This is a genomic window from Paracoccus lutimaris (assembly GCF_003337565.1).
GTDB lineage: Bacteria > Pseudomonadota > Alphaproteobacteria > Rhodobacterales > Rhodobacteraceae > Paracoccus > Paracoccus lutimaris.
Genome location: NZ_QPJL01000004.1, coordinates 154,957 through 176,156, shown reverse-complemented (window position 1 = coordinate 176,156; position 21,200 = coordinate 154,957). Strand labels below are relative to the sequence as shown.

Sequence of the window (21,200 nt, the reverse complement as noted above, 5' to 3'; positions counted from 1 at the left end):
CCACCGCGTTGCAGGGCCACCGCGCGGTGCGCGGGGACATAGGCAGCGTGATGCCAAATGATGCATGCGATCATGCGCGCGGTCCGAACGGTTTTCTGATTTTCGCTCTGGTGTCGGTGCGGGTATTGAGAATCTCTCCGCAGATTTGCGCGGCCTGATTTCAGCAGCGATTGCGAGGAGGTTCTGCCAGCATTTCGCCGATATCGCCGTCGACAGGCCGGCCGCGAAGGTCGTGACGCGAAGGGGCGCGGCGCGTTGTTCCGGTGCGCTGCGGAACAATTGCGACTGGCCGTGGACTTGAGTTGGCGCTGTCAGGTGCCCTGTTCCAATGCCCCGTCGACGATCATCATCGGGCAGCCGCGCGAACAGGTCTCGACCCGGGATTCGATGGCGTAAAGCCGTCGGATCAGCGCCGGTGACAGCACCTCAAGCGTGGGGCCGACCGCGACCACGCGGCCCTCGGCCACCGCGATGGTGGTCGTGCAGGAGCGCATCACCTGATTGAGGTCATGCAGCGCCAGCACCACCACCGCGCCGGTCTCGGCGGCGTAGCTGCGCAAGAGTTCCAGCACCTCGTATTGCCGGTAAAGATCCAGCGCCGAGGTCGGCTCGTCCATCAGCACCAGCCTGGGGCGGCTGACCAGGGTCTGGGCAATCGAGATCAACTGGCGCTGGCCGCCGGACAGCTCGGCCAGTTGCCGCTCGGCCAGCGCGGTGATCTTCAGCCGGGTCAGGATCGCATCGACGGCGGCCAGTTCCCCCGCCGACAGGCGCCAGCCGCTGCGGCCCTGCTTCAGCGCCAGGATCACCGCCTCATAGACGCTGAGCGCCGCCGATATCGCCGTATCCTGCGGCATGTAGCGCAGGTCATCGCGGTCCGCGCCGGTGATGCGCACCTGTCCCGACCCGGCCAGTTGACCGGCGATACGGCGAAACAGCGTCGATTTCCCGGCCGCGTTGGGGCCGATCAGCGCTGTCAGATGGCCGCCGGAAATCGCCGGCGTGGTGGCGTCCGTATAGATGATCTTGCGGCCATAGCGGGCCTCGACCCGGTCCAGTTCCAGCGTCACCATGAGCGTCTTCCATGGGTAAAGATCAGCGTGGCGAAAAACGGCACCCCCACCAGCGCGGTGATGATGCCGATCGGCAGCACGGCGCCGGGCAGGATCGCCTTGGACAGGACCGAGGTCGCCGACAGGATCAGGGCGCCCGACAGGATCGCGCCGGGCAGGAAAAAGCGCTGGTCCTCGCCTAGAAGCAGCCGGGCGATATGCGGCCCGACAATGCCGATGAAACCGATGGTGCCGACGAAGGAGACCGGGATCGCCGCCAGAACCGAGACGAGGACCAGCGTTTCCAGCCGCAGCCGGCGCACCGGAACCCCCATGGCCGAGGCGCGCGCCTCGCCCAGCCGGATCGCGGTCAGCGCCCAGGCGCGGCGGGCGAAAAGCGGCGTGCAGACGACAAGGATCGCCGCCGTGACGGCGACCTTGTCCCAACTGGCCTTGGTCAGGCTGCCCATGGTCCAGAAGACCACGGCGGCCAGGGCCTGTTCCGAGGCGAAATACTGCAAAAGCGCCAGCGCCGCGTTGAAGGTGAAGACCAGGGCGATGCCCAATAGCACGATGGTCTCGACGGTGACGCCGCGCATGCTGGACAGCGCAAAGATCAGCAGCGCCGCCAGCATGGCCATGACGAAGGCATTGATCGGCACCATCAGCGCCAGCGCGGCGGGAAACAGCGCCACGCCCAGAACCATGGCCAGCGCCGCGCCGAAACTGGCTGCCGCCGACAGGCCAAGGGTAAAGGGGCTGGCCAGCGGATTGGCGAGGATGGTCTGCATCTGCGCGCCCGCAAGCGACAGGCACCCCCCGACCGTCACCGCCATCAGCGCCATGGGCAGGCGGATATCCCAGACCACCACCCGCATCTGCAGATCGGCGGCCTCGGGCCAGATCAGCGTCGCCGCCACGTCGCGCAGGGCATAGCGCGCGGGCCCCAGCGAGACATCGACGGCGATGCTGAGACAGAGAAGCAGGCTCAGCCCCAGCACCAGCGTGATGCGGCGGGCGACGAGCCGGCGATAGGGATGCGCGGCGGTATCGGGTGGCGCAGTCTTGGTTGGCGCAGTCTTGATCGGCGCTGTCTCGGTCGGGCTGGACATGGCTGGACCCCTATTCAGGCGAAGCGGGGCGGTGTTTGCCCGCCCCGTCGTGACATCATTTCAGCGACACCCAATAGCCCGGGCGGTATTCGATCGGCAGGAAGCGGCTGTGCAACTCCTTCAGCGTCGCCTCGGGGTCCAGATCGGCGAAGAGCTCGGGATGGGTCCATTTCGCGATCTGCTGGACGGCGACGAAGCTGTAGGGGTTGTTGTAGAACTGGTGCCAGATGGCGTGGACATTGCCCGCCTCGGTCGCCTTGATGCCGGTAAAGGCCGGGCGCTGCATCAGTGCCGCGAGCTTGGTCCGGGCCACCGCCAGATCGGCGCCCGGCCCGACGCCGACCCAGGCGCCACCGGGGACATAGGCCTCCCAGTTGCCGCCGGTGACGATGACCATGTCGGGGTTCGAGGCGATGATCTGCTCGCCATTCACGGTGCCGAAGGTGCCGGGAATGAAGGGCGTCGCCATGTTGGTGCCGCCCGCCATCTCGACCATCTGGCCGAAATTGGCGGCGCCAAAGGACATGCAGCAATCCTCGGCATAGCCGCCCGCACGCTCGACAAAGACCAGCGGCCGGGCCAGATCCTTCTGCGCGCCGGTCACATCGGTCACCCTGGCGATCTGCTCGGCGAAAAAGGCGTTGAACTCGGCCGCGCGCTCGTCCTTGCCGTAAAGCTGGCCGATGATCTGCATCGACTTGGCGGTATGCTCAAAGGGATTCTCGCGGAAATCGACATAGACGATGGGAATGCCCACCGCGGCCAGTTTTTCCTCATAGCCGGCCTCGTCGGTTGCGGCCTTGGCCTCGAGGTTGAGGATCATCACATCGGGTTTCAGCGAAACCGCCTGCTCGATATCGAAGGTGCCTTCCTTGAAGCCGCCAAAGCTGGGGATCTCGCCGATCCTGGGGAATTTCTGCAGATAGGCGGCATAGGTGTCGGGATCGGCCTCCTTGAAGTCGTCGCGCCAGCCGACGACGCGGGCAAAGGGGTCCTCGGTCTCGAGCACGGCGGTGAAAAACGCCTGCCGCCCCTCGCCCAGAATCACACGCTGGACCGGCGTCTCGACCGCGACCTCTCGGCCGGTGATGTCGGTGATGGTCACCTTGTCGGCAAGCGCGTGGCTGGCTGCGAGAAGGCTCAGCGCCGCAGCACCGAGCAGAGAGCGGAGGTGGATCATGACGTCCTCATGGGTGGATTTCTCTTTGGGGTAGGGTTGGTGATAAATATTGTCAACAATAATTCCAGACTTGTTTTGTCAGATATCATGCGCTAGCTGCGGGCCCGATGGCAGCCGGGGGCAGGGCCGATGACGCAGAGCTTTGGCACGAACCGCGACCTGCGCGACGAGATCCGTGACTATTGGTCGGATCGCGCCGCGAGCTTCGATCAGGACCCCGGCCACAAGATCGCCGACGGGGCCGAGCGCGCCGCCTGGGCGGAGCTGTTCGCGCGCCATCTGGGGCCGGCGGATGGGCGGCGGCTGCTGGATCTGGCCTCGGGGACCGGCGAGATTGCCTTGCTGTGCAGCGAACTTGGCTTTCAGGTGACCGGGCTTGACTGGTCCGAGCCGATGCTCGAGCGCGCCCGAGCCAAGGCGCGGGCGGCCGGGGCGCAGGTCAGCTTTCTGCAGGCCGATGCCGAGCGCACGATGCTGCCCTCGGGCAGCCAGCAGGTCATCGTGACGCGGCATCTGGTCTGGACGCTGGTTGACCCGGCGGCGGCCTTTGCCGAATGGCTGCGCGTGCTGGCGCCGGGCGGGCAGATCCTGCTGGTGGACGGCGATTTCGTCCGTCGCGGCCCGCTGGGGCGGTTCTTGCAGCGCCTGATCGGTCCCGCGCATGCCACGCTTGCCGACAGCATGGCCGCGCGTCACGCCGAGATCCTCGCGCGGGTGCATTTCTCGGACGGGGCGCGGGCAGGGGACGTCGCCGCCATGCTGGGGGCGGCGGGCTTTGCCGATATCCGCATCGATACCGGCTTCAACGCCATCCACCACGCGCAGGCGCGGCATTTCGGCTGGCGAAAATCCCTGCTGAGGCGCAGCGAGCATCGCTACGCGATCAGCGCCCGCAAGCCGTAAGCACCGGCCACGCCCCCGGCAATGCCGCCATTGATCGCCGGTGGAAAGGGCATGTATCGTCGCCCGGCTGTCGGGAGGAACGGAAGTTGCAGGAGAAAGTCACGCGTCGCCCGACGATGGCCGATGTCGCCGCTGCGGCGGGGGTCGGATCGGCAACGGTGGACCGCGTCCTGAACGAGCGCGGCAATGTCGGCGAGGATGTGCGCCGCCGGGTTCTGGACGCCGCGCGCGAGCTTGGCCTGCGCCGCAAACTGCCCCCGGCCTACAAGCCGATCATCCGCATCAACCTGATCCTGCCCCGGCCCAACCTGCCGCTGCTCGAGCATATGGCGCAGGAGTTTCGCAAGATCGTGCGGGCGACGGACCGTTCGATCCACCTGCAGATCTCGACCCTGCCGGATGAGAAACCGGCGACGGTCGCCAAGGCGATCCTGGGCAGCTCGACCAATGCGGTCATCGTCTATGCGCAGGATGATCCGCTGATCCGGGACGCGGTCGACCGGCTTGCGGCGCAGAAGATCCCGGTCGTCACGATGATTTCGGACCTGCCAGGCACCCGACGTCTGGCCTATGCCGGCACCGACCACCGTGCCGCCGGCCGTGCCGCCGGGCTTTTCGTCAGCCGGATGCTTCCGCGGCCGGGGCCGGTCGTCATCGTCTGCAACCATCTTGGCTTTCAGTCCCATGCCGACCGGGTCGAGGGGTTTCGCGAATACCTGTCCGAAAAGGCGCGCGGCCTGACCATCGCCCGCATCGTCGAGGGGCTGGATGATCGCAACCGGACGCAGGCCCGGCTTCTGGCTGCCTTTCGCGACATTCCCGACACCGCCGCCGTCTATAATGTCGGCGCCGCCAATCTGGGCGTACGTGCCGCCATCGAGGCGAATTTGCTGTCGCAGCCTCCGCTGTTCATCGGCCACGAACTGACGGTGCATACGGCAAAGATGCTGCGCGACGGGGTGATGACGCTGACCATCGACCAAAGCCCGCGTCTGCAGGCGCAATTCGCCATCGACGTGCTGCTGGACCATTTCGGATATGAGGATATCCCGGTCGCGCCGCCCTATGTGTCGACGGTGCCCATCGTCCTTTACAGCGCCGAAAACATCCCCGCCGGAAACTGACCGGGCCGAACCTGCGCGTGATGTGAAACAATCAGCGTCGCGGGCCCGCGAACGCCAATGCGCGATTACAACCCTTGGCAAGTGACTTGCTTGCTCAGGAGGATCCCATGTCGCCCAAAGGTATCGCCATCATCGGCGCGGGCATGATCGGCGCGGCCCATGCCGCCGGATATCGCCAGTATGCCCATCGCTTCGCCGCAGGCGCGATCCGGCTGAAGACCGTCTGCGACATGAACCCGGCTTTGGCGCAGGATCTGGCCGCGAAATACGGGTTTCAGGGCACCGCCTCGGACTGGACGGCGGTGGTTGCGGACCCCGAGATCGATATCCTGTCGATCTGCCTGCCGAATTTCCTGCATGCCGAGGTGACGCAGGCCGCGCTGGTGGCGGGCAAGCATGTGCTGTGCGAAAAGCCGCTGGCGCTGGGGGCGGACAGCGCGCGGGGGCTGCGCGATGCGGCAAGATCGGCGCGCTGCGTGTCGGCAACCGTGTTCAACTATCGCCGCATTCCGGCTCTGGCCGAGATCAGGGACCGCATCGCGCGTGGCGATCTGGGCAAGCCCGTGCAGATCATCGTCAAGTTTCAATGCGATTATGCCGCCGATCCCGGATTGCCGCATTCCTGGCGCTATGAGTTCGCCAAGGCGGGGCCGGGTGCGCTGCTGGATATCGGCACGCATGCCGTGGACATGATGCGGTTTCTGTTTGGCGATGTGGCCGAGGTGGTGGGCGCGGTCTCGACCATCTCGATCCCGGAACGGTACCTGCCCAAGGGCATGGCGGTGGGCCACGGCCATGTCGAGCTGTCCGGGGAAACCGCCCGGGTCGACAATGACGACGTGATGTCGGGTCTGATGCGCTTTGCCAATGGCGCGCAGGGTTTCATGACCGCCAGCCGCGTGGCCGTGGGGTCGGGCAATTGCCTCTCGGTCGAGGTATACGGAACGCAGGGCACCGCGCGCTTTTCGACCGAGACGCCCGGCTATTACGAATTCGCCCGGTTCAGCGATCAGGGATCGGATTTCCTGCAGGTGCAGTACCGGCCGCGGATGCCCGGCGTGGCACTGGCCGCCGTGCCCCATGACCGCGTGTCGATCGGCTATGCCGAGATCTTCGGTTTCATGATCCACGAATTCCTTTGCGCGATCGATGCCGGGCAGCCGCTGGCGAATGGCTCGATCGAGGATGGCTATCGTGCGGCGCAGGTGCTGGATGCGATCCAGATGGCCAGCGTGACCAACGCGCCGGTCAGGGTGGCATGGCAGGACTGATCCTCCTTGGTTCCGGCCAGCGGAAAGGGCGCCCGCAGGCGCCTTTTCTTGTCCGATCAGACGGCGATGCGCCTGCCCCCGGCGACCGAAGCCACGCAGGCATTGGCCAGTTTCAGCGCGATCACCCCGTCGGCGCCGGTGGTTTTCGGCGCGCGGTCCTCCTTGATGCAGGCAATGAATTCGGCGATCTCACCGGCATATGAGGCCAGATAGCGCGTCATGAAAAAGTTCATCAAGGGCGCGGTGGTATAGCCGTCGGCCCCGCCGATGCGCAGGGTGTTTTCGTGATGGTTGGCGACGTCCACAACACCCAATGCGCCATGCACCTCGATCCGCTGGTCATAGCCATAGGTTGCGCGGCGCGAATTGGTGATGACCGCCTGCTTGCCCGAGGCGGTTTCCAGAATCACCGTAACCGAATCGCTGTCGCCGATATCGCTCAGCTCGGGCTTGACCAGAACCGAGGCATGGGCCGACACCCAGACCGGTTCCTCGCCCAAAAGAAAGCGCGCCATGTCCAGATCGTGGATCGTCATGTCGCGGAAGATCCCGCCCGAACGCGAGGCATACGAGATATCCGGCGCGCCCGGATCGCGCGAGGTGATGGTGACCATCTCGACATTGCCGATGCGGCCCGCATCGATGACCTTGCGCGCGGCGGCGAAATTGGGGTCATAACGGCGGTTGAAGCCCAGCATCAGCTTGACCCCGGCCCCGGCGGCGATGGCCACCACCTGTTCGGCGCGCGCAAGATCCAGATCGACCGGTTTTTCGCAGAACACATGCTTGCCGGCTTTGGCGAATTTCTCGATCAGGTCGGCATGGGTGTCGGTGGGGGTGCAGACCAGCACGCCGGTGATATCCTTGTCGGCGGCGATCTCGTCGGGGCTCATCACCCGGGCGCCGCTGCGGGCCGCCAGGCTTTCGGCCGCGGCAGGGATCGCGTCGGTGACGGCGACCAGCCTGGCATCGCGGCTGGCGACAATGGCGTCGGCATGGACATTGGCGATGCGGCCAGCGCCGATCAGGGCAAGTTTCACACTCATGTCAGGCTCCTTTGACATCGGCCCAGCGGCCACTGGCGGCGGATGCAAAGATGGCATCGGTCACGGCGGCATTCGCGCGGGCATCGGAAAGATCGAAAAAGGCGACGTGCTCGCCCCGGATCGCTTTGGAGAAATTGGTGACCTCGGCCTCGTACTGATCAAGCGTCGGGAACGCGATGGGGGTGAGGTTCGAATTCGCATGATCGGCCGAGGTGTCGATCAGGATCAGGTTCGGTTCGGCACGTGAGGGCACATAGGCCTGCGGCAGGGTGATGAAGGCCTTTTCGCAGACGATCTGGATGGATTGCGACGACGCCTGCGCCAGGGACACCATGAACGTGGCATGGCGGCCATCGCCGAAATCCATGATCACCGAGGTGAACATGTCGATCCCGTTCGCATTCCTGTCCATCGCGGCAAAGACCCGCCGGGGTTCGGCATCGAAGACATAGCGGGCGGTCATCGCGGTGTAGCAGCCCAGATCGTAATGCGCCCCGCCGCCCCATTCGGGCCTTTGCCGGAAATCGGCCTCGTTCGTCATCATGAAGGACAGAAGCGAGCAGAAGGTCATCGGGCGGCCATATTCGCCCGAGCGCAGGATCTCGCGCAGCCGGATCCAGCGGGGTTGCTGGCGGACCATGAAAGCCTCGTAGATACGTAGCCGGGGGTCCAGGCCCTCAAGCGCGGCAAGTTCCGCGCCGCGCATGGCGGCGGGTTTTTCGATCAGCACATGCTTTCCGGCATCGGCGGCCTTGCGCGCCCATTCGACATGCAGGTGGTTCGGCAGCGCGATATAGACGGCCTCGACCTCGGGATCGGCCAGCACCTCCTCGTAGCTGCCATAGGCGCGGGGGATGCCGTGCCGGGTTGCCATGGCCTGCGCCCGGTCCAGATCGCGCGCGCCGATGGCCAAGGCGGTGCAGGCCGGGCTTTTCGAGATGCCGGGCAGGATTGCGCCATCCGCGATCCGCGCGGCGCCAAGAATCCCCCATCTGACCGGGGGCGATGGAACTGTCATGGAACCTCCTCCTTGAGATGTCTTCCCGAAAGGCGGGGAACGACACCGGGCAGAGATGGCATGCCCGCCCGATCCGCGCTGGCCCATTCCTGATGGGTTTCAATCAAAGATCCGCGTGCCTCGGACCGGGCGGCGCGCCTAGATGGCGGCGCAGGGGGAGTGCCGGGGCATTCCCGCGGACCATGGGGAAACGGGTATGAAGATCGGGTTTGTTTCGGACAGTCTGGGTGGCCTGTCCCTTGAACAGGTGCTGGAGAACGCGGCCCGGATGGGCGTCGATGGCGTCGAGGTCAATACCGGCGGCTGGTCCACGGCGCCGCATTTCGATCTGGCTGCCATGAAGGCCAGCACGCAAGCCCGCCGGGCCTTTCTGCGGGCGTTCGAATCGCGCGGGCTTGAGGTCATCAGCCTGAACGCGAACGGCAACCCGACCCATCCCACCGATCCCAAACAGGGCGAATGCCTGAAGGACACGATCCGCGTCGCGGGCGAAATGGGCATCAAGACGGTCTGCACCATGTCCGGCCTGCCGGCGGGTGCGCCGGGCGACACGCTGCCCAACTGGGTCGTCTCAAGCTGGCCGCCGGAAACGCGGGCGATTCTGGATTATCAGTGGAACCGCGTGCTGATCCCGTTCTGGACAGAGATCGCGCAACTGGCCCGGGAGTGCGGCGTCGAGCGCATCGCGCTGGAACTGCACGGCAACCAATGCGTCTACAACATGCCGACGCTCTTGCGCCTGCGCGAGGCCATCGGGCCGTTGCTGGGCGCCAATCTGGACCCCAGCCACCTGTTCTGGATGGGCGCCGATCCCCTGATCATGGCCGAGCAGTTGGGCGGGGCGATCTATCACGTCCATGCCAAGGACACGATGCTGAACGCTCCGGTGCAGGCGACCACCAGCCTGCTTGAGAATGGCGGGCTGACCGATATCCCGGCCCGATCCTGGAGCTATGTGACACTGGGCATCGGCCATGACGAAACCTGGTGGCGGCAGTTCTGCTATCGACTGAAAATGGGCGGCTATGACGGCTGGCTGTCGATCGAGCATGAGGACATCATCCTGAACTCGATCGAGGGGCTGGAACGTTCGGTGGCGCTGCTGAAGAATGTCGCGCCACGGGCGCCGTCCGATTACCGGCTGCAGGAAATCTGACCCCAAGGAACCGGCAGTCCGGTCAGCGGCCACCCCATGCGGGTGGCCGCTGGCGTTTCGGGCCGGATGTGTCGGGATGGCGTGATTGATTTCAATCAGCTTCCGGTTACGCCAGCGCGACAACCTCGCCTATACCAAGCGGACGTGCAGCCCTTGGAGGAGAGGCGCGGGACGGGGCGGCAGGCAGGGCCGCCTCAGCCGCGTCGGGGGCATGCAGACGGATTGCCCGGCCGCTTCGGGCCATGAACGGGAGGAACGACAACGATGATGAATATGCGCAAGAACATGCTGGCCGCGATGCTGGCTTCGGTGGCGCTGACCGGCGCGGCCTCGGCGGCGGATATCGCGGTGATCGCGGGCTCGGCCAATGACGCCTTCTTCAACCGCGTCAAGAAGGGCGTCGATGATGCCGCGCTGGTGGTTCAGGCCAATGGCGGCACGGTCAACTATCTGACCACGCAGAATTACGACAATTTCGGCCCCGATCTGGTGCAGCTGATCAACACCGCCGTCAGCCAGGGCGTCGATGGCATCGCCATTCCGGTCTGGGTGGCTGAAAGCCAGGTGCCGGCGCTGAAATCCGCCGCCGATCAGGGCATCAAGATCATGATGTACAACTCGGGTGCAGAGGTTAAGGAGCAGATCGCCGGCATCAACTATTTCGGCTCGGACGAGTTTGTGGCCGGCGAGGCGGGCGGCGCTTACATGGCGAAAAAGGGCGCCAAGAAGATCCTGTGCCATATCCATGTGCCCGGCGCCGTCAACCTTGAGCGGCGCTGCGATGGCATCGTCGCCGGGGCCGAGGCCAATGGCGCCACGGTCATGCGGCTGCCCACGCCCGCCAGCATCGATTCCGACGTGACCGGCACCTCCGAGGCGCTGAAGGCCGAACTGCTGAAGGACCCCTCGATTGACGCGGTCATCACCATGGGCGCCTGGGCTTCGGACGCGGCGACCATCGCCATCCAGCAGGCGGGCCGGCCGGTGCTGCTGGGCACGTTCGATCTCAGCCCCTCGGTGCTTGAGCGGATCAAGGCTGGGACCCAGACCATGGCCATCGACCAGCAGCCCTATGCGCAGGCGTTCCTCGCCACCACCATGCTGGCCGCCTATATCGACTTCGGCATCGACCTGCCGACCGATCCGGTGCTGACCGGCCCCGGCATTGTCGATGCCGGGAATATCGACGCGGCGCTGGTCGGGGTCGCTGCCGGCGCGCGCTGATCCGGTCCGGTCCTTCGCGGTCAGCCCCGCGCATCGCGCGCCGGGCTGATCCCTCTATGTCCGACAGGAATGATGCCGTTTTCCAAGGCGGTACGAGTTCGAGGTAACTCCTATGGGAAATCTGTCCTTTGCCAGCCTGATCAGGCGCCCGGAATCGGGCGCGTTTCTGGGCATGGTCTTTGTCTTCGTGTTTTTCGCCATCTTTGGCGGGCGGAACTTCACCTCATTTGCCGGGGCGGCCAGCTGGCTGAACGTGGCCGCCAATCTGGGCATCATCGCCATTCCGATCGGCTTTCTGATGATCGCGGGCGAGCTTGACATCTCGATCGGGGCCATGGTTCCGGCGGCCTCGATGTCCATGGGCATCATTTCGGGGCATTACGGGCTGCCGATCCCGGTCGGCATCCTGATGACGCTGGGCTTTGCGGTCGTGATCGGCTGGATCAACGGCATCATGGTGGTGCGCACCGCCGTGCCATCGCTGATCGTGACCATGGGAACGCTGTTCGCGGTGACCGGGCTGACGCTGTTTCTGTCGATCTTGCTGACCAACACCACCGCCGTCGCCATGAACCCGCCCGCCTGGGCCAAGGCCATCTTTGGCGGGTTCTATTTCAACTCCTATCAGGTGATCATCGTCTGGTGGCTGGGCCTGACGGCGCTTTACGTCTATTTCCTGCATTTCTCGCCCTGGGGGAACTGGCTGTTCGCCATGGGCGGCGACAAGGAAAGCGCCCGCAACGCCGGCATCCCGACCACGAAATTCACCATCGGCCTGTTCATCCTGTCATCGGTCAGCGCCGCCTTTGTCGGGCTGTGCCAGACGATCCTGTTCAACTCGGCCCAGGTCTCGACCGGCATGTCCTTCATCTTCAACGCGATCATTTCGGTGGTGATCGGCGGCGTGCTGCTGACCGGAGGCTTCGGCTCGGTGATCGGGATCTTTTTTGGCACTCTGACCTTCGCAATGGTCAACCAGGGCATCTATTTCACCGATTTTGACCGCAACCTGTCCTCGTTGATCATCGGGGTGATGCTGCTGATCGCGGTCCTGATGAACAACACCTTCCGGCAGATGGCGCTCAGCTATACCGGCTCCAGGAAAAAGGACTGAGACACGCCATGTCCGGGCAAACCCCTGTGATCGAACTTCGCAATGTCGACAAATCCTTCGGCCCCATCGACGTTTTGCACGACATCTCGCTGAGCGTGAATGCGGGCGAGGTCCTGTGCCTGCTGGGCGACAATGGCGCGGGCAAGTCCACGCTGATCAAGACGCTGGCGGGCGTGCACAGGCCGACCCGCGGCCAGTTCCTGATGGACGGGGCCGAGGTCAGCTTCGAGCGCCCCCGCGACGCGCAGGAAAAGGGCATCGCCACCGTCCACCAGTTCGGCGGAACCTTTCCGCTGATGACCATCGGCCGGTCGTTCTTTGTCGGTGTCGAGCCGACGAAAGGCTGGGGACCGTTCAAGGTCTTTGACCGCAAGACGGCCAATGCCATCGCGGTCAAGGCGGTGCGCGATTTCGGCATCACCCGGATCGACGATGGCGACCGGCTGATCGGCGGCCTGTCCGGGGGCGAGCGGCAGTCCCTGGCCATTGCCCGGGCCGTGCATTTCGGCGCCCGGGTGCTGATCCTCGACGAGCCGACGGCGGCGCTGGGGGTCAAGCAGGCAAGCCACGTCCTGCGCATCGTGCTCGAGGCCAAGCGGCGGGGCATCGCGGTGGTGTTCATCACCCATCAGGTCACGCATGCGATGGCCGTGGGTGATCAATATGCGGTCCTGATCCGCGGCCGGGTGGCCGCGAATTTCCGTCGTGGCGAAAAGTCCCGCGAGGAGATCACCGACCTGATGGCGGGTGGCGAGGCGCTTGCCGATCTGGACGTGGCCATGGAGGGCTGAGGCCGGATCAGGGTGCGGCCTCAAGCCGCGTCCGGTCCTGCCGTCACGCGGCCTGATGATGAAAAGGCCGGCGGTGATCTTCGCCGGAGACCGGCTTTGAATGGCAGGCCGGCGCGCAGCAGACCCTTTGGATCGTGAACGGCTGTCACGACGGACGGGCGCAGCGCCGCGCGCTATGAACGTTTCCCCGTCCGGCGCAGGTATTACGGGCTGAGCCATCTAAGGCCGTTCCGAACGACCCGCCTGTCAGGCGGCCTGCATCCACGCCCGAACGCTGCGCGCGGATCGGGCCTGTCCTTTTTTCCGTGGTGCTTGTGGCCATCGGGGATGCGGCCGCGCCGCCCCCGATGCAGGGGTAGGTTAATAAAAAGCGCATGAGAAAAATTAAAAGTTGACACGAGTTAAGTATCAATTATCGTGACTCATGCCGCAGAGAGGAGCTGCGGACAATGGCAAGCGCCAAAGCATCTGATCTCCTTGCAACGAGATCCCGGGAGGATTGACATGAGCCTGAAGAAAGCGCTTTCGGCGCTGCTGACCACTGTTGCGCTGAGCGCCGGATCGGCCGCCTTTGCCGAGGGAATCGGCGCGTCCCTGCTGACCCAGCAGCACCCGTTCTATATCGAACTGGCCGATGCGATGAAGGCCGAGGCGGAAGCCAAGGGCGTACCGCTGGAAATCAGCATCGCCAATCAGGACCTGAACAAGCAGCTGGCCGATGTCGAGGACTTCATCGTCAAGGGCGTCGATGTCATCGTCATCTCGCCGGTGGACAGCCAGGGCGCCGTGGCCGCGATCGCCAAGGCGCAGGCCCAGGGCATCAAGGTGATCACGGTCGATATTCCGATCGCCAATGCCGAGGTGACCTCGCATATCGGCACCGACAACTATACCGGCGGCGTCAAGGCCGGCGAGTTGATGGGCAAGGTGCTGGACGGCAAGGGCAAGGTCGCGATCATCGACTATCCGACGGTTCAGTCGGTGGTGGCCCGCATCGATGGCTTCAAGAAGGGGCTGGAAGCCTTCCCGGATATCGAGATCGTTGCCCAGCAGACCGGCATCACCCGCGCCGAGGCGCTGGCGGTTTCGCAAAACATGCTGCAGGCCAATCCCGAAATCACCGGCATCTTCGGCTTTGGCGACGATGCGGCGCTGGCGGCTGCGGTCGCGGCGAAATCAGCCGGCCTTCAGGATCAGGTCAAGGTGATCGGCTTTGACGGCATGGAAGAGGCCCGCAACGCCGTTGACAGCGACCCGATCATGGTTGGCGTGATCCAGCAATACCCGCAGGAAATGGGCAAGACCGCCGTGGACACCGCCGTCGACGTCATCGCCGGCAAGACCGTTCCGGCCGAACAGCCCATCGTTCCGGGCGTCTACGTCAAGAAGTGATCGCCCGGCGGTCACATGCAGAAAATCCGTCCCGGCATCGCGCCGGGGCGGAGACGGACAAGAAGGGGGGAGGGCAAGCCATGAGCGAGGCGGATCGGACCGTACTGTCCATGCGCGATGTGAAAAAGAACTTCGGTCCCGTCGCGGCGCTGAAGAACATGCGGCTTGAGGTGCGTCCGGGACGCGTACACACGATCCTTGGCGAAAACGGCGCTGGCAAATCCACCCTGATGAAGATTCTGGTCGGCGTGCATCCCCCGACCGAAGGCCGGATGGAGCTGGATGGACAGCCCTATCTGCCGCAAAACCCCACCGAGGCATCGCAGCGCGGGCTGGCCATCGTCTTTCAGGAACTCAGCCTGTGCAATAATCTCAGCGTGGCCGAAAACATCATGGCCACGCATGAGCCGGCGCGCTACGGCTTTATCAACGACCGCAAGCTGCGCCAGCAGGCGGCAGAGCTGGTGGCCAATCTGGGCCTGCCGGTCAATGTCGACGCCAAGGTGGGGCAACTCTCGATTGCACAGCGCCAGCTGGTCGAGATCGCCAAGGGCCTAAGCCATCCCGCCAAGGTGCTGATCCTGGACGAGCCGACCTCGTCCCTGTCGGATTCCGAGGCCGAAATCCTGTTCGGCATCATCGCGCGGCTGAAGGCGCGCGGCACGGCGATCATCTATATCTCGCACCGGATGGAGGAGATCATGCGCCTGTCGGATGATATCACCGTCATCCGCGACGGCGAATATGTCACCACCCGTGCACGCGAGGATACCACCATCGAGGAATTGATCGCCCTGATGGTCGGGCGCCGCATGGACGAAATCTATCCGCCCGCGCTGGAGCCTTTGCCCGGCCTGTCGACGGCCCCGGTGCTGCAGGTTTCTGGCCTGACCCGGGCGGGGGAATTCGATGATGTCACCTTCGATCTGTGCCCGGGCGAGATCCACGGCTTTTTCGGACTGGTGGGCTCGGGCCGGTCCGAGGTCATGAGTGCGCTGTTCGGCATGCGCGAGGCGCAGGGCGAGATCCGCGTGGACGGCCGCGCGGTCAGGTTCCGCAATGCGGCTGACGCGATCAAGGCCGGCATCGGCTTTGTCACCGAGAACCGCAAGGAAGAGGGGCTGGTCCTGGGGGCCGCGCTGCGCACGAATATCTCGGCTGCTGCCATCCCGGCCTTTACCGGGCGTGCCGGTTTCATGAATTTCGGCGCCGAGCGGCGGGCCGCCCTGGCCGAGGTGCAGCGGCTGGCAATCCGCACCAATTCGCTGGACACGCTGGCCGGGACGCTGTCGGGCGGCAACCAGCAAAAGGTGGTGCTGGCCAAATGGCTGCTGACCCGGCCCCGGGTGCTGATCCTGGATGAGCCGACCCGTGGCGTCGATGTCGGCGCCAAGTTCGAAATCTATCGCATCATCCGCCAGCTGGCGTCAGAGGGGACGGCGATCCTGATGGTTTCGTCGGAGCTGCCCGAGGTTCTGGGGCTTGCGGATCGCGTCTCCATCATGGCCGGAGGCCGGATCACCGCGACGGTGGCCGGCACCGATCTGACGCCCGAGCGCGTCATGGCCTATGCAACGGGAACTTTGAAATGACACAGACACCTGACCCGATCACCGCCTCGCAGGGCCACCGGCTGCGCGCCCTGATGCTGCAATATGGCGGAATCCTGCTGGCGCTGGTGCTGCTTTGCGTGATCTTTACCGCGCTGAACGGGCGCTTCATGACCGTGGCGAACCTGACCAATATCCTGCAACAGGTTGCGGTCGTCGCGATTGCGGCTTTTGGTATGACCTGGGTGATCCTTTTGGGCGAGATCGACCTCTCCATCGGCTCGATCATCGCGGTCGCGGGCATGGTGGGGGCATTGGCGCTGGGGTTTGGCTTTGTGCCGGCGCTTTTGCTGACGCTGGCGGCCGGTGCGCTGATGGGGGCGATCAATGGCGTGCTGACGGCAAAGCTGATGCTGCCCTCGTTCATCGTGACGGTCGCGACCATGGGCATCTATCGCGGCTTGGTCAGCCTGCCGACCAATGGCGCGCCCGCGATGATCGCGGACCCGGCCTGGCTTGCCATCGGCGCGGGCACGTTCCTGGGACTGCCGATCATCATCTGGATCGTGCTGGTGCTGTTTGTGTTCAACCACATCCTGCTGTCGCGCACGACATTCGGGCGCCGCACCTATCTGACCGGCGGCAATCGCGAGGCGGCGCTGTATTCCGGCATCAAGGTCGACCGCCTGAAAATCGCGATCTTTACCCTGTCGGGGGTGATGGCGGCGGTGGCGGGAATCCTGCTGTCCTCGCGGCTGTATTCGGCGCAGACCAATGCCGGCATGAGCTATGAGCTGGATGCCATCGCGGCGGCGGTTCTTGGCGGAACCAGCCTTGCGGGCGGGGTCGGCACCATGGTCGGGACCCTGATCGGCGCGCTGATCATCGGTGTCATGAATAATGGCATGAACATGCTGTCGGTTCCCTATTTCTATCAGTTGATCGTCAAGGGCCTCGTCATCCTGATCGCCGTCTGGCTGGATGTGCGTGCCAAGCAGCGGAGGGCATGAGGCATGGCAAAGGTTCTGACAATCGGCGAGGTGCTGGTCGAAATCGTCGCCACCACCAAGGGCAATGGCTTTTTGGCGGCGCAGCCGCTGGTCGGGCCGTTTCCCTCGGGGGCGCCGGCGATCTTCATCGACCAGCTGGGCAAGCTGGGCACGCCCTGCGCCATCGTCTCGCGCGTGGGCGAGGATGATTTCGGGCGCGTGAATATCGACCGCCTGCTGGCCGACGGGGTCGATGTCTCGGGCATCGAGATCGCGCCGGGCGAGACCACCGGCAGCGCCTTTGTGCGCTATCGCGAGGATGGCAGCCGCGCCTTTGTCTATAACATCCGCCACAGCGCCTGCGGGAACCTGCGCCCGACCGCCGCCTCCGAGGCGCTGATCGACAGTTGCGACCACCTGCATGTCATGGGCACGGCGCTGTCGGCGCCGGGCCTGGGCGCGATGGTGATGGACGCCGCGCGGCGCATCAAGGCGCGGGGCGGCAGCATCTCGTTCGACCCCAACCTGCGCGCCGAGATCCTGGGTGCGCCCGGCCTGCGCGAAGCACTGGAGGCTGTGCTGGCGATGACGGACCTGTTCATGCCCTCGGGCGAGGAGCTGTTCCTGTTCGATGACACGCGCGACGAGGCCCGCGCCGTCCAGTCCTTGCTGGACCGTGGCATCCGCACAGTGGTCGTCAAGCGCGGCGACAAGGGGGCCAGCCTGTTCGAGGCCGGGGCCCGCGTCGACACGGCCCCGCTGGTGGTATCCGAACTGGATCCGACCGGCGCGGGCGACAGCTTCGGCGGCGCCTTCCTCAGCTTTTGGCTGGCCGGGGCCGCACCGGAACAGGCCCTGCGCTATGCCAATGCCGCCGGTGCCCGCGCGGTGACGCAACTGGGCCCGATGGAGGGCACCTCGACGCGCGCCGAGCTGGACGCGCTGCTTTCGGAACAGAAAGGCTAGATCATGACCGACAATCCGCTGCACGATATCGCCGCATGGCGCGGTCGGCCGGGTCCCTCGGGGATCCCGTCCATCTGCACCGCGCATCCCATGGCCATCGAGGCCGCGATGCGCGTGACCCTGCCAACCGACCTGCCGCTGCTGATCGAGGCGACCTGCAATCAGGTCAATCAGGATGGCGGCTATACTGGCATGACCCCGGCCGATTTCCGCAGCTTTGTCGAGGCCATCGCGGCGCGGGTCGGCTTCCCGCTGGGCCGGCTGATCCTGGGCGGCGACCATCTGGGGCCGAACCCCTGGAAGGACATGCCGGCCGATCAGGCCATGGCCAAAGCCGAAACCATGATCCGCGCTTATGCCGCCGCCGGTTTCACCAAGCTGCATCTGGATTGCTCGATGGGCTGCGCGGGCGAGCCGGTGGCGCTGGACGATGCCGAGACCGCCTCGCGCGCCGCCCGCCTTGCCACCGCCGCCGAAGCCTCGCGCCCCAAGGATGGCATCGCACCGGTCTATATCATCGGCACCGAGGTCCCGATCCCCGGCGGCGCCATGGAGGAAATCGAGGGGCTGGAACTGACCAGTCCGGACGCGGCACTGACGACCTTTGCCGTTCACAAGGACGCCTTCGCGACGGCGGGGCTGTCTGACGCCTTTGGCCGGGTCATCGGGCTGGTGGTCCAGCCGGGGGTCGAATTCGGCAATCACAATGTCATCGACTATGATTCTGCCGCTGCGACTGATCTTAGCGCCACGTTGCCCCGGATGCCCGGACTGGTGTTCGAGGCGCATTCGACCGACTACCAGACCCGCGAGGCCCTGACCGCGCTGGTCGATGATGGCTTTGCCATTCTGAAGGTCGGCCCCGGCCTGACCTTTGTCCTGCGCGAGGCGCTTTACGGGCTGGACGCCATCGCCGAGGAGCTTTTCCCCGGCCAACGCCCCCGTAGCCTGCGCGCGACAATGGAGTCGGTGATGCTGGACGCGCCCAAAAACTGGGACCGCTATTATCACGGCTCGGACGCAGAGCGCGCCTTGCAGCGGCATTTCTCGTATAGTGACCGTATCCGCTATTACTGGCCGAACCCGGCAGCCGACAAGGCAGTGGCCGAGCTTTTGGCCCTGCTGGGGGATATCGACCTGCCCGAAACACTGATTGCGCAGTATCTTGGCGGGCTCTATCCCGATGTCCGTGCCGGCCGGCTGGCGCCGCGCGCAAGGGATCTGGCTCTTGCTGCGGTTGAACGGCTGGCGCAAGATTATGTCGTGGCGTGCCGGGGTTCTTCCGCACGTCCTTGAAACGGGAATGCATCATATTGGCCGCGAATAATTCCAAGGCAAAGCCGGCAAATATCCGCACGATGGAGGATTTCGCGGCCCATGTCGGGCTGTCGCGGCCGACGGTCTCGAAATACTTCAACGATCCTGCCTCGGTCCGTGAAAAGACCCGCAAGCGGATCGAACAGGCGGTCACCGATTCCGGCTTTCGGCCCAATCTGTTCGCGGTCAATCTGAAACGGCAGCGCACCAAGATCCTTGGCGTCATCATCCCCAACGCCATCGACCCCTTTTACATGGAACTGACCCGCAGGATCGAAGAGATCGCCAATGAGGCGGGCTATTTCGCGATCGCGCTCAGCTCGAACGGGCGGCCCGAGCTTGAGGCCGAGGCGATCGAGCGGTTCGAATCGATGAACGTGGCCGGCGCCATTGTCGCGCCTCTGGGGCGGGCGCGCGGGCAGCGCAAGCTGGATTCGCTGGCCAGCCGGGTGCCGCTGATCTATGTCGATGCCCCCGGCCATGAGGGCACGCCCTATATCGGCACCGACAACCGCCAGAGCATCGGGCTGATCGTCGATTACCTGTGCCGCTCGGGCACGCCGCCCTGTTTTCTGGGCATGCCCGAGGTGAACCTGAACGCGCGCTCGCGGCGGCTGGCCTATGAAGAGGCGATGGAAAAGGCCGGGCACATGCCGCATGTCCTGCCGATCCCGGCTTCCGAAGGCTGGGATTTCGAGGAGTTCGCGCATCAGCAGACCGCCGGTTATCTGGCGCGCGGCCTGCCGTCGCCGACGCTGCTTTGCGCCAATGACCGGCTGGCTTTTGGCGCGCTGCTGGCGGCATGGGAGGCCGGGATCCGCGTCGGCCATGGCCGCGATTGCGGCTTGCGGATCGCGGGCCATGACGATCACCCGCTGGCGCGCTATGCCTGTCCGCCGCTGACCACCGTCGCGCAGGACTATGGCGAGATCGCCCGGCTTGCGACCAACCGCCTGCTGGTCCTGCTTGATGAAAAGGCCCCGGCAAGCCCGGCCGAGGCATCGGGCGACGCGCTGCTGCTGACCGCCAGAATCATGCTGCGCGCCTCGGCGTAAGGCGCGCAGGATCGGATCACATCGGTTCGGGCTGAGTGCGCGAGTTCGCGGCGGGTGCCGCTGGCCCGGTCAGCTCATCCACTGGCCGCCGTCGACGTTATAGCACTGCGACAGGATATAGTCGGATTCCGACGAGGCCAGAAAGATCGCCATGCCGGTCAGATCGTCCGGGGTGGCGAAACGCCCGGCGGGAACGCCGGCCTCGACCTCGGCTTTTTTCTGGCCGGGGGCCTTGCCCTCAAGCTTGGCGAACATCGCGTCGACATGTTTCCAATGGGCGCCATCGACGACACCCGGCGCGATGGCGTTGACGTTGATGCCATGCTTGATCAGGTTCAGGCCGGCCGATTGCGTCAGGCTGATCACCGCAGCCTTGGTCGAGCAATAGACCGCGACCAGGGATTCGCCGCGCCGCCCGGCCTGCGAGGCCATGTTGATGATCTTGCCGCCATGGCCCTGCTTGATCATCTGCTTGGCGGCGGCCTGCATGGTAAACAGGGTCCCGGCGACATTGACCGCATAAAGCCGGTCATAGCTGGCGCGGGTGATATCGACGGTCTCGGCCACGTCGAAAAGCGCCGCATTGTTGATCAGGATATCGAGCTTGCCAGCGCGCGCCACCACCGCCGCGACGGCGGCGTCGATGCTGTCCTGCTGGCTGACATCCAGCTGCACCGCATAGGCGCCCTGGCCGATTTCGGCGGCGGCGGCCTCGGCGGCCTCAAGGTTGATATCGGCGATGGCGACCGTCGCGCCCTCACGGACATAGGCCTGTGCAAAGCCGCGACCGATGCCCTGTGCCGCGCCGGTGATCAGCGCGGATTTTCCTTCAAGACGCTTCATGACAGTCGAACTCCTTCCTGGGATATGGGCGATTTTTCATCGGCTGGCGGGTTTTGTGCCGCCAAGTCCGTCTTCTCGCCAAATGTGATGGACGCAG

Annotated in this window: 19 protein-coding genes; 13 read left to right on the top strand and 6 right to left on the bottom strand. The window is 65.0% G+C overall.

The genetic code is table 11. The features are described from left to right. Positions 1-311: 311 nt before the first annotated feature. The 3 genes from DFP89_RS05930 to DFP89_RS05920 are packed head-to-tail and all read right to left on the bottom strand — an operon-like array spanning position 312 to position 3,344. Positions 312-1,073 (bottom strand): ABC transporter ATP-binding protein, encoded by a 762-nt coding sequence (locus tag DFP89_RS05930; protein WP_114348497.1) that lies wholly within the window; start codon positions 1,071-1,073, stop codon positions 312-314. Further along, entirely contained in the window at positions 1,067-2,164 is a 1,098-nt protein-coding gene (locus DFP89_RS05925) for a FecCD family ABC transporter permease (protein ID WP_114348496.1), read from the bottom strand. The genes DFP89_RS05930 and DFP89_RS05925 overlap by 7 nt, the downstream gene beginning before the upstream one ends. A gap of 55 nt (positions 2,165-2,219) precedes the next feature. Next, positions 2,220-3,344, bottom strand: coding sequence for an ABC transporter substrate-binding protein (locus tag DFP89_RS05920; protein WP_181870264.1), 1,125 nt, complete (start codon positions 3,342-3,344; stop codon positions 2,220-2,222). 129 nt (positions 3,345-3,473) lie between these two features. Between DFP89_RS05920 and DFP89_RS05915 the strand changes: the two genes are divergently transcribed. The 3 genes from DFP89_RS05915 to DFP89_RS05905 all read left to right on the top strand — a co-directional run bounded on the left by DFP89_RS05915 (position 3,474) and on the right by DFP89_RS05905 (position 6,642). After that, positions 3,474-4,247: a class I SAM-dependent methyltransferase gene (locus DFP89_RS05915; RefSeq protein WP_114348494.1), complete on the top strand. Its 774-nt coding sequence runs from the start codon at positions 3,474-3,476 to the stop codon at positions 4,245-4,247. 86 nt (positions 4,248-4,333) lie between these two features. Beyond that, entirely contained in the window at positions 4,334-5,371 is a 1,038-nt protein-coding gene (locus tag DFP89_RS05910; RefSeq protein WP_147273273.1) for a LacI family DNA-binding transcriptional regulator, read from the top strand. 107 nt (positions 5,372-5,478) lie between these two features. After that, positions 5,479-6,642 carry a Gfo/Idh/MocA family protein gene (locus DFP89_RS05905; protein WP_114348491.1) on the top strand — a complete coding sequence of 388 codons (1,164 nt, stop codon included), beginning with the start codon at positions 5,479-5,481 and terminating at the stop codon, positions 6,640-6,642. A 56-nt stretch (positions 6,643-6,698) separates the two neighbouring features. Here the strand turns inward: DFP89_RS05905 and iolG are convergent, their stop codons facing one another. Both iolG and DFP89_RS05895 read right to left on the bottom strand, forming a co-directional pair. After that, positions 6,699-7,688 (bottom strand): inositol 2-dehydrogenase, encoded by a 990-nt coding sequence (gene iolG, locus DFP89_RS05900; RefSeq protein ID WP_114348489.1) that lies wholly within the window; start codon positions 7,686-7,688, stop codon positions 6,699-6,701. A gap of 1 nt (position 7,689) precedes the next feature. Further along, positions 7,690-8,706, bottom strand: coding sequence for a Gfo/Idh/MocA family protein (locus DFP89_RS05895; protein ID WP_181870263.1), 1,017 nt, complete (start codon positions 8,704-8,706; stop codon positions 7,690-7,692). A 196-nt stretch (positions 8,707-8,902) separates the two neighbouring features. On the opposite strand from DFP89_RS05895, the gene DFP89_RS05890 reads away from it, so the two are divergent. The 10 genes from DFP89_RS05890 to DFP89_RS05845 all read left to right on the top strand — a co-directional run bounded on the left by DFP89_RS05890 (position 8,903) and on the right by DFP89_RS05845 (position 20,260). Continuing rightward, the gene (locus tag DFP89_RS05890) at positions 8,903-9,862 is read left to right on the top strand and encodes a sugar phosphate isomerase/epimerase family protein (RefSeq protein ID WP_114348485.1); all 960 of its coding nucleotides are present in this window, start codon (positions 8,903-8,905) and stop codon (positions 9,860-9,862) included. Positions 9,863-10,126: 264 nt separating this feature from the next. After that, positions 10,127-11,086: a substrate-binding domain-containing protein gene (locus tag DFP89_RS05885; protein ID WP_245948611.1), complete on the top strand. Its 960-nt coding sequence runs from the start codon at positions 10,127-10,129 to the stop codon at positions 11,084-11,086. Between the two features lie 112 nt (positions 11,087-11,198). Then, the gene (locus DFP89_RS05880) at positions 11,199-12,200 is read left to right on the top strand and encodes an ABC transporter permease (RefSeq protein WP_114348484.1); all 1,002 of its coding nucleotides are present in this window, start codon (positions 11,199-11,201) and stop codon (positions 12,198-12,200) included. Between the two features lie 8 nt (positions 12,201-12,208). After that, positions 12,209-12,991: an ATP-binding cassette domain-containing protein gene (locus DFP89_RS05875; protein ID WP_114348482.1), complete on the top strand. Its 783-nt coding sequence runs from the start codon at positions 12,209-12,211 to the stop codon at positions 12,989-12,991. Positions 12,992-13,495: 504 nt separating this feature from the next. Beyond that, on the top strand, positions 13,496-14,383 hold the full coding sequence (locus DFP89_RS05870; RefSeq protein ID WP_114348480.1) for a substrate-binding domain-containing protein: 888 nt from the start codon (positions 13,496-13,498) through the stop codon (positions 14,381-14,383). Between the two features lie 80 nt (positions 14,384-14,463). Beyond that, complete coding sequence (locus tag DFP89_RS05865; protein ID WP_114348479.1) at positions 14,464-15,975, top strand: sugar ABC transporter ATP-binding protein; 1,512 nt, start codon at positions 14,464-14,466, stop codon at positions 15,973-15,975. Beyond that, positions 15,972-16,943, top strand: a complete 972-nt coding sequence (locus DFP89_RS05860; RefSeq protein ID WP_114348477.1) for an ABC transporter permease — start codon at positions 15,972-15,974, stop codon at positions 16,941-16,943. The genes DFP89_RS05865 and DFP89_RS05860 overlap by 4 nt, the downstream gene beginning before the upstream one ends. 3 nt (positions 16,944-16,946) lie before the next feature. Further along, positions 16,947-17,888, top strand: a complete 942-nt coding sequence (locus DFP89_RS05855) for a tagatose kinase (protein WP_114348475.1) — start codon at positions 16,947-16,949, stop codon at positions 17,886-17,888. Positions 17,889-17,891: 3 nt separating this feature from the next. Then, the gene (locus DFP89_RS05850; protein ID WP_114348474.1) at positions 17,892-19,184 is read left to right on the top strand and encodes a D-tagatose-bisphosphate aldolase, class II, non-catalytic subunit; all 1,293 of its coding nucleotides are present in this window, start codon (positions 17,892-17,894) and stop codon (positions 19,182-19,184) included. A gap of 17 nt (positions 19,185-19,201) precedes the next feature. Continuing rightward, positions 19,202-20,260 (top strand): LacI family DNA-binding transcriptional regulator, encoded by a 1,059-nt coding sequence (locus DFP89_RS05845; RefSeq protein ID WP_245948610.1) that lies wholly within the window; start codon positions 19,202-19,204, stop codon positions 20,258-20,260. A 69-nt stretch (positions 20,261-20,329) separates the two neighbouring features. Here the strand turns inward: DFP89_RS05845 and DFP89_RS05840 are convergent, their stop codons facing one another. Further along, positions 20,330-21,103 (bottom strand): L-iditol 2-dehydrogenase, encoded by a 774-nt coding sequence (locus DFP89_RS05840; protein WP_114348472.1) that lies wholly within the window; start codon positions 21,101-21,103, stop codon positions 20,330-20,332. Between the last annotated feature and the right edge of the window lie 97 nt (positions 21,104-21,200).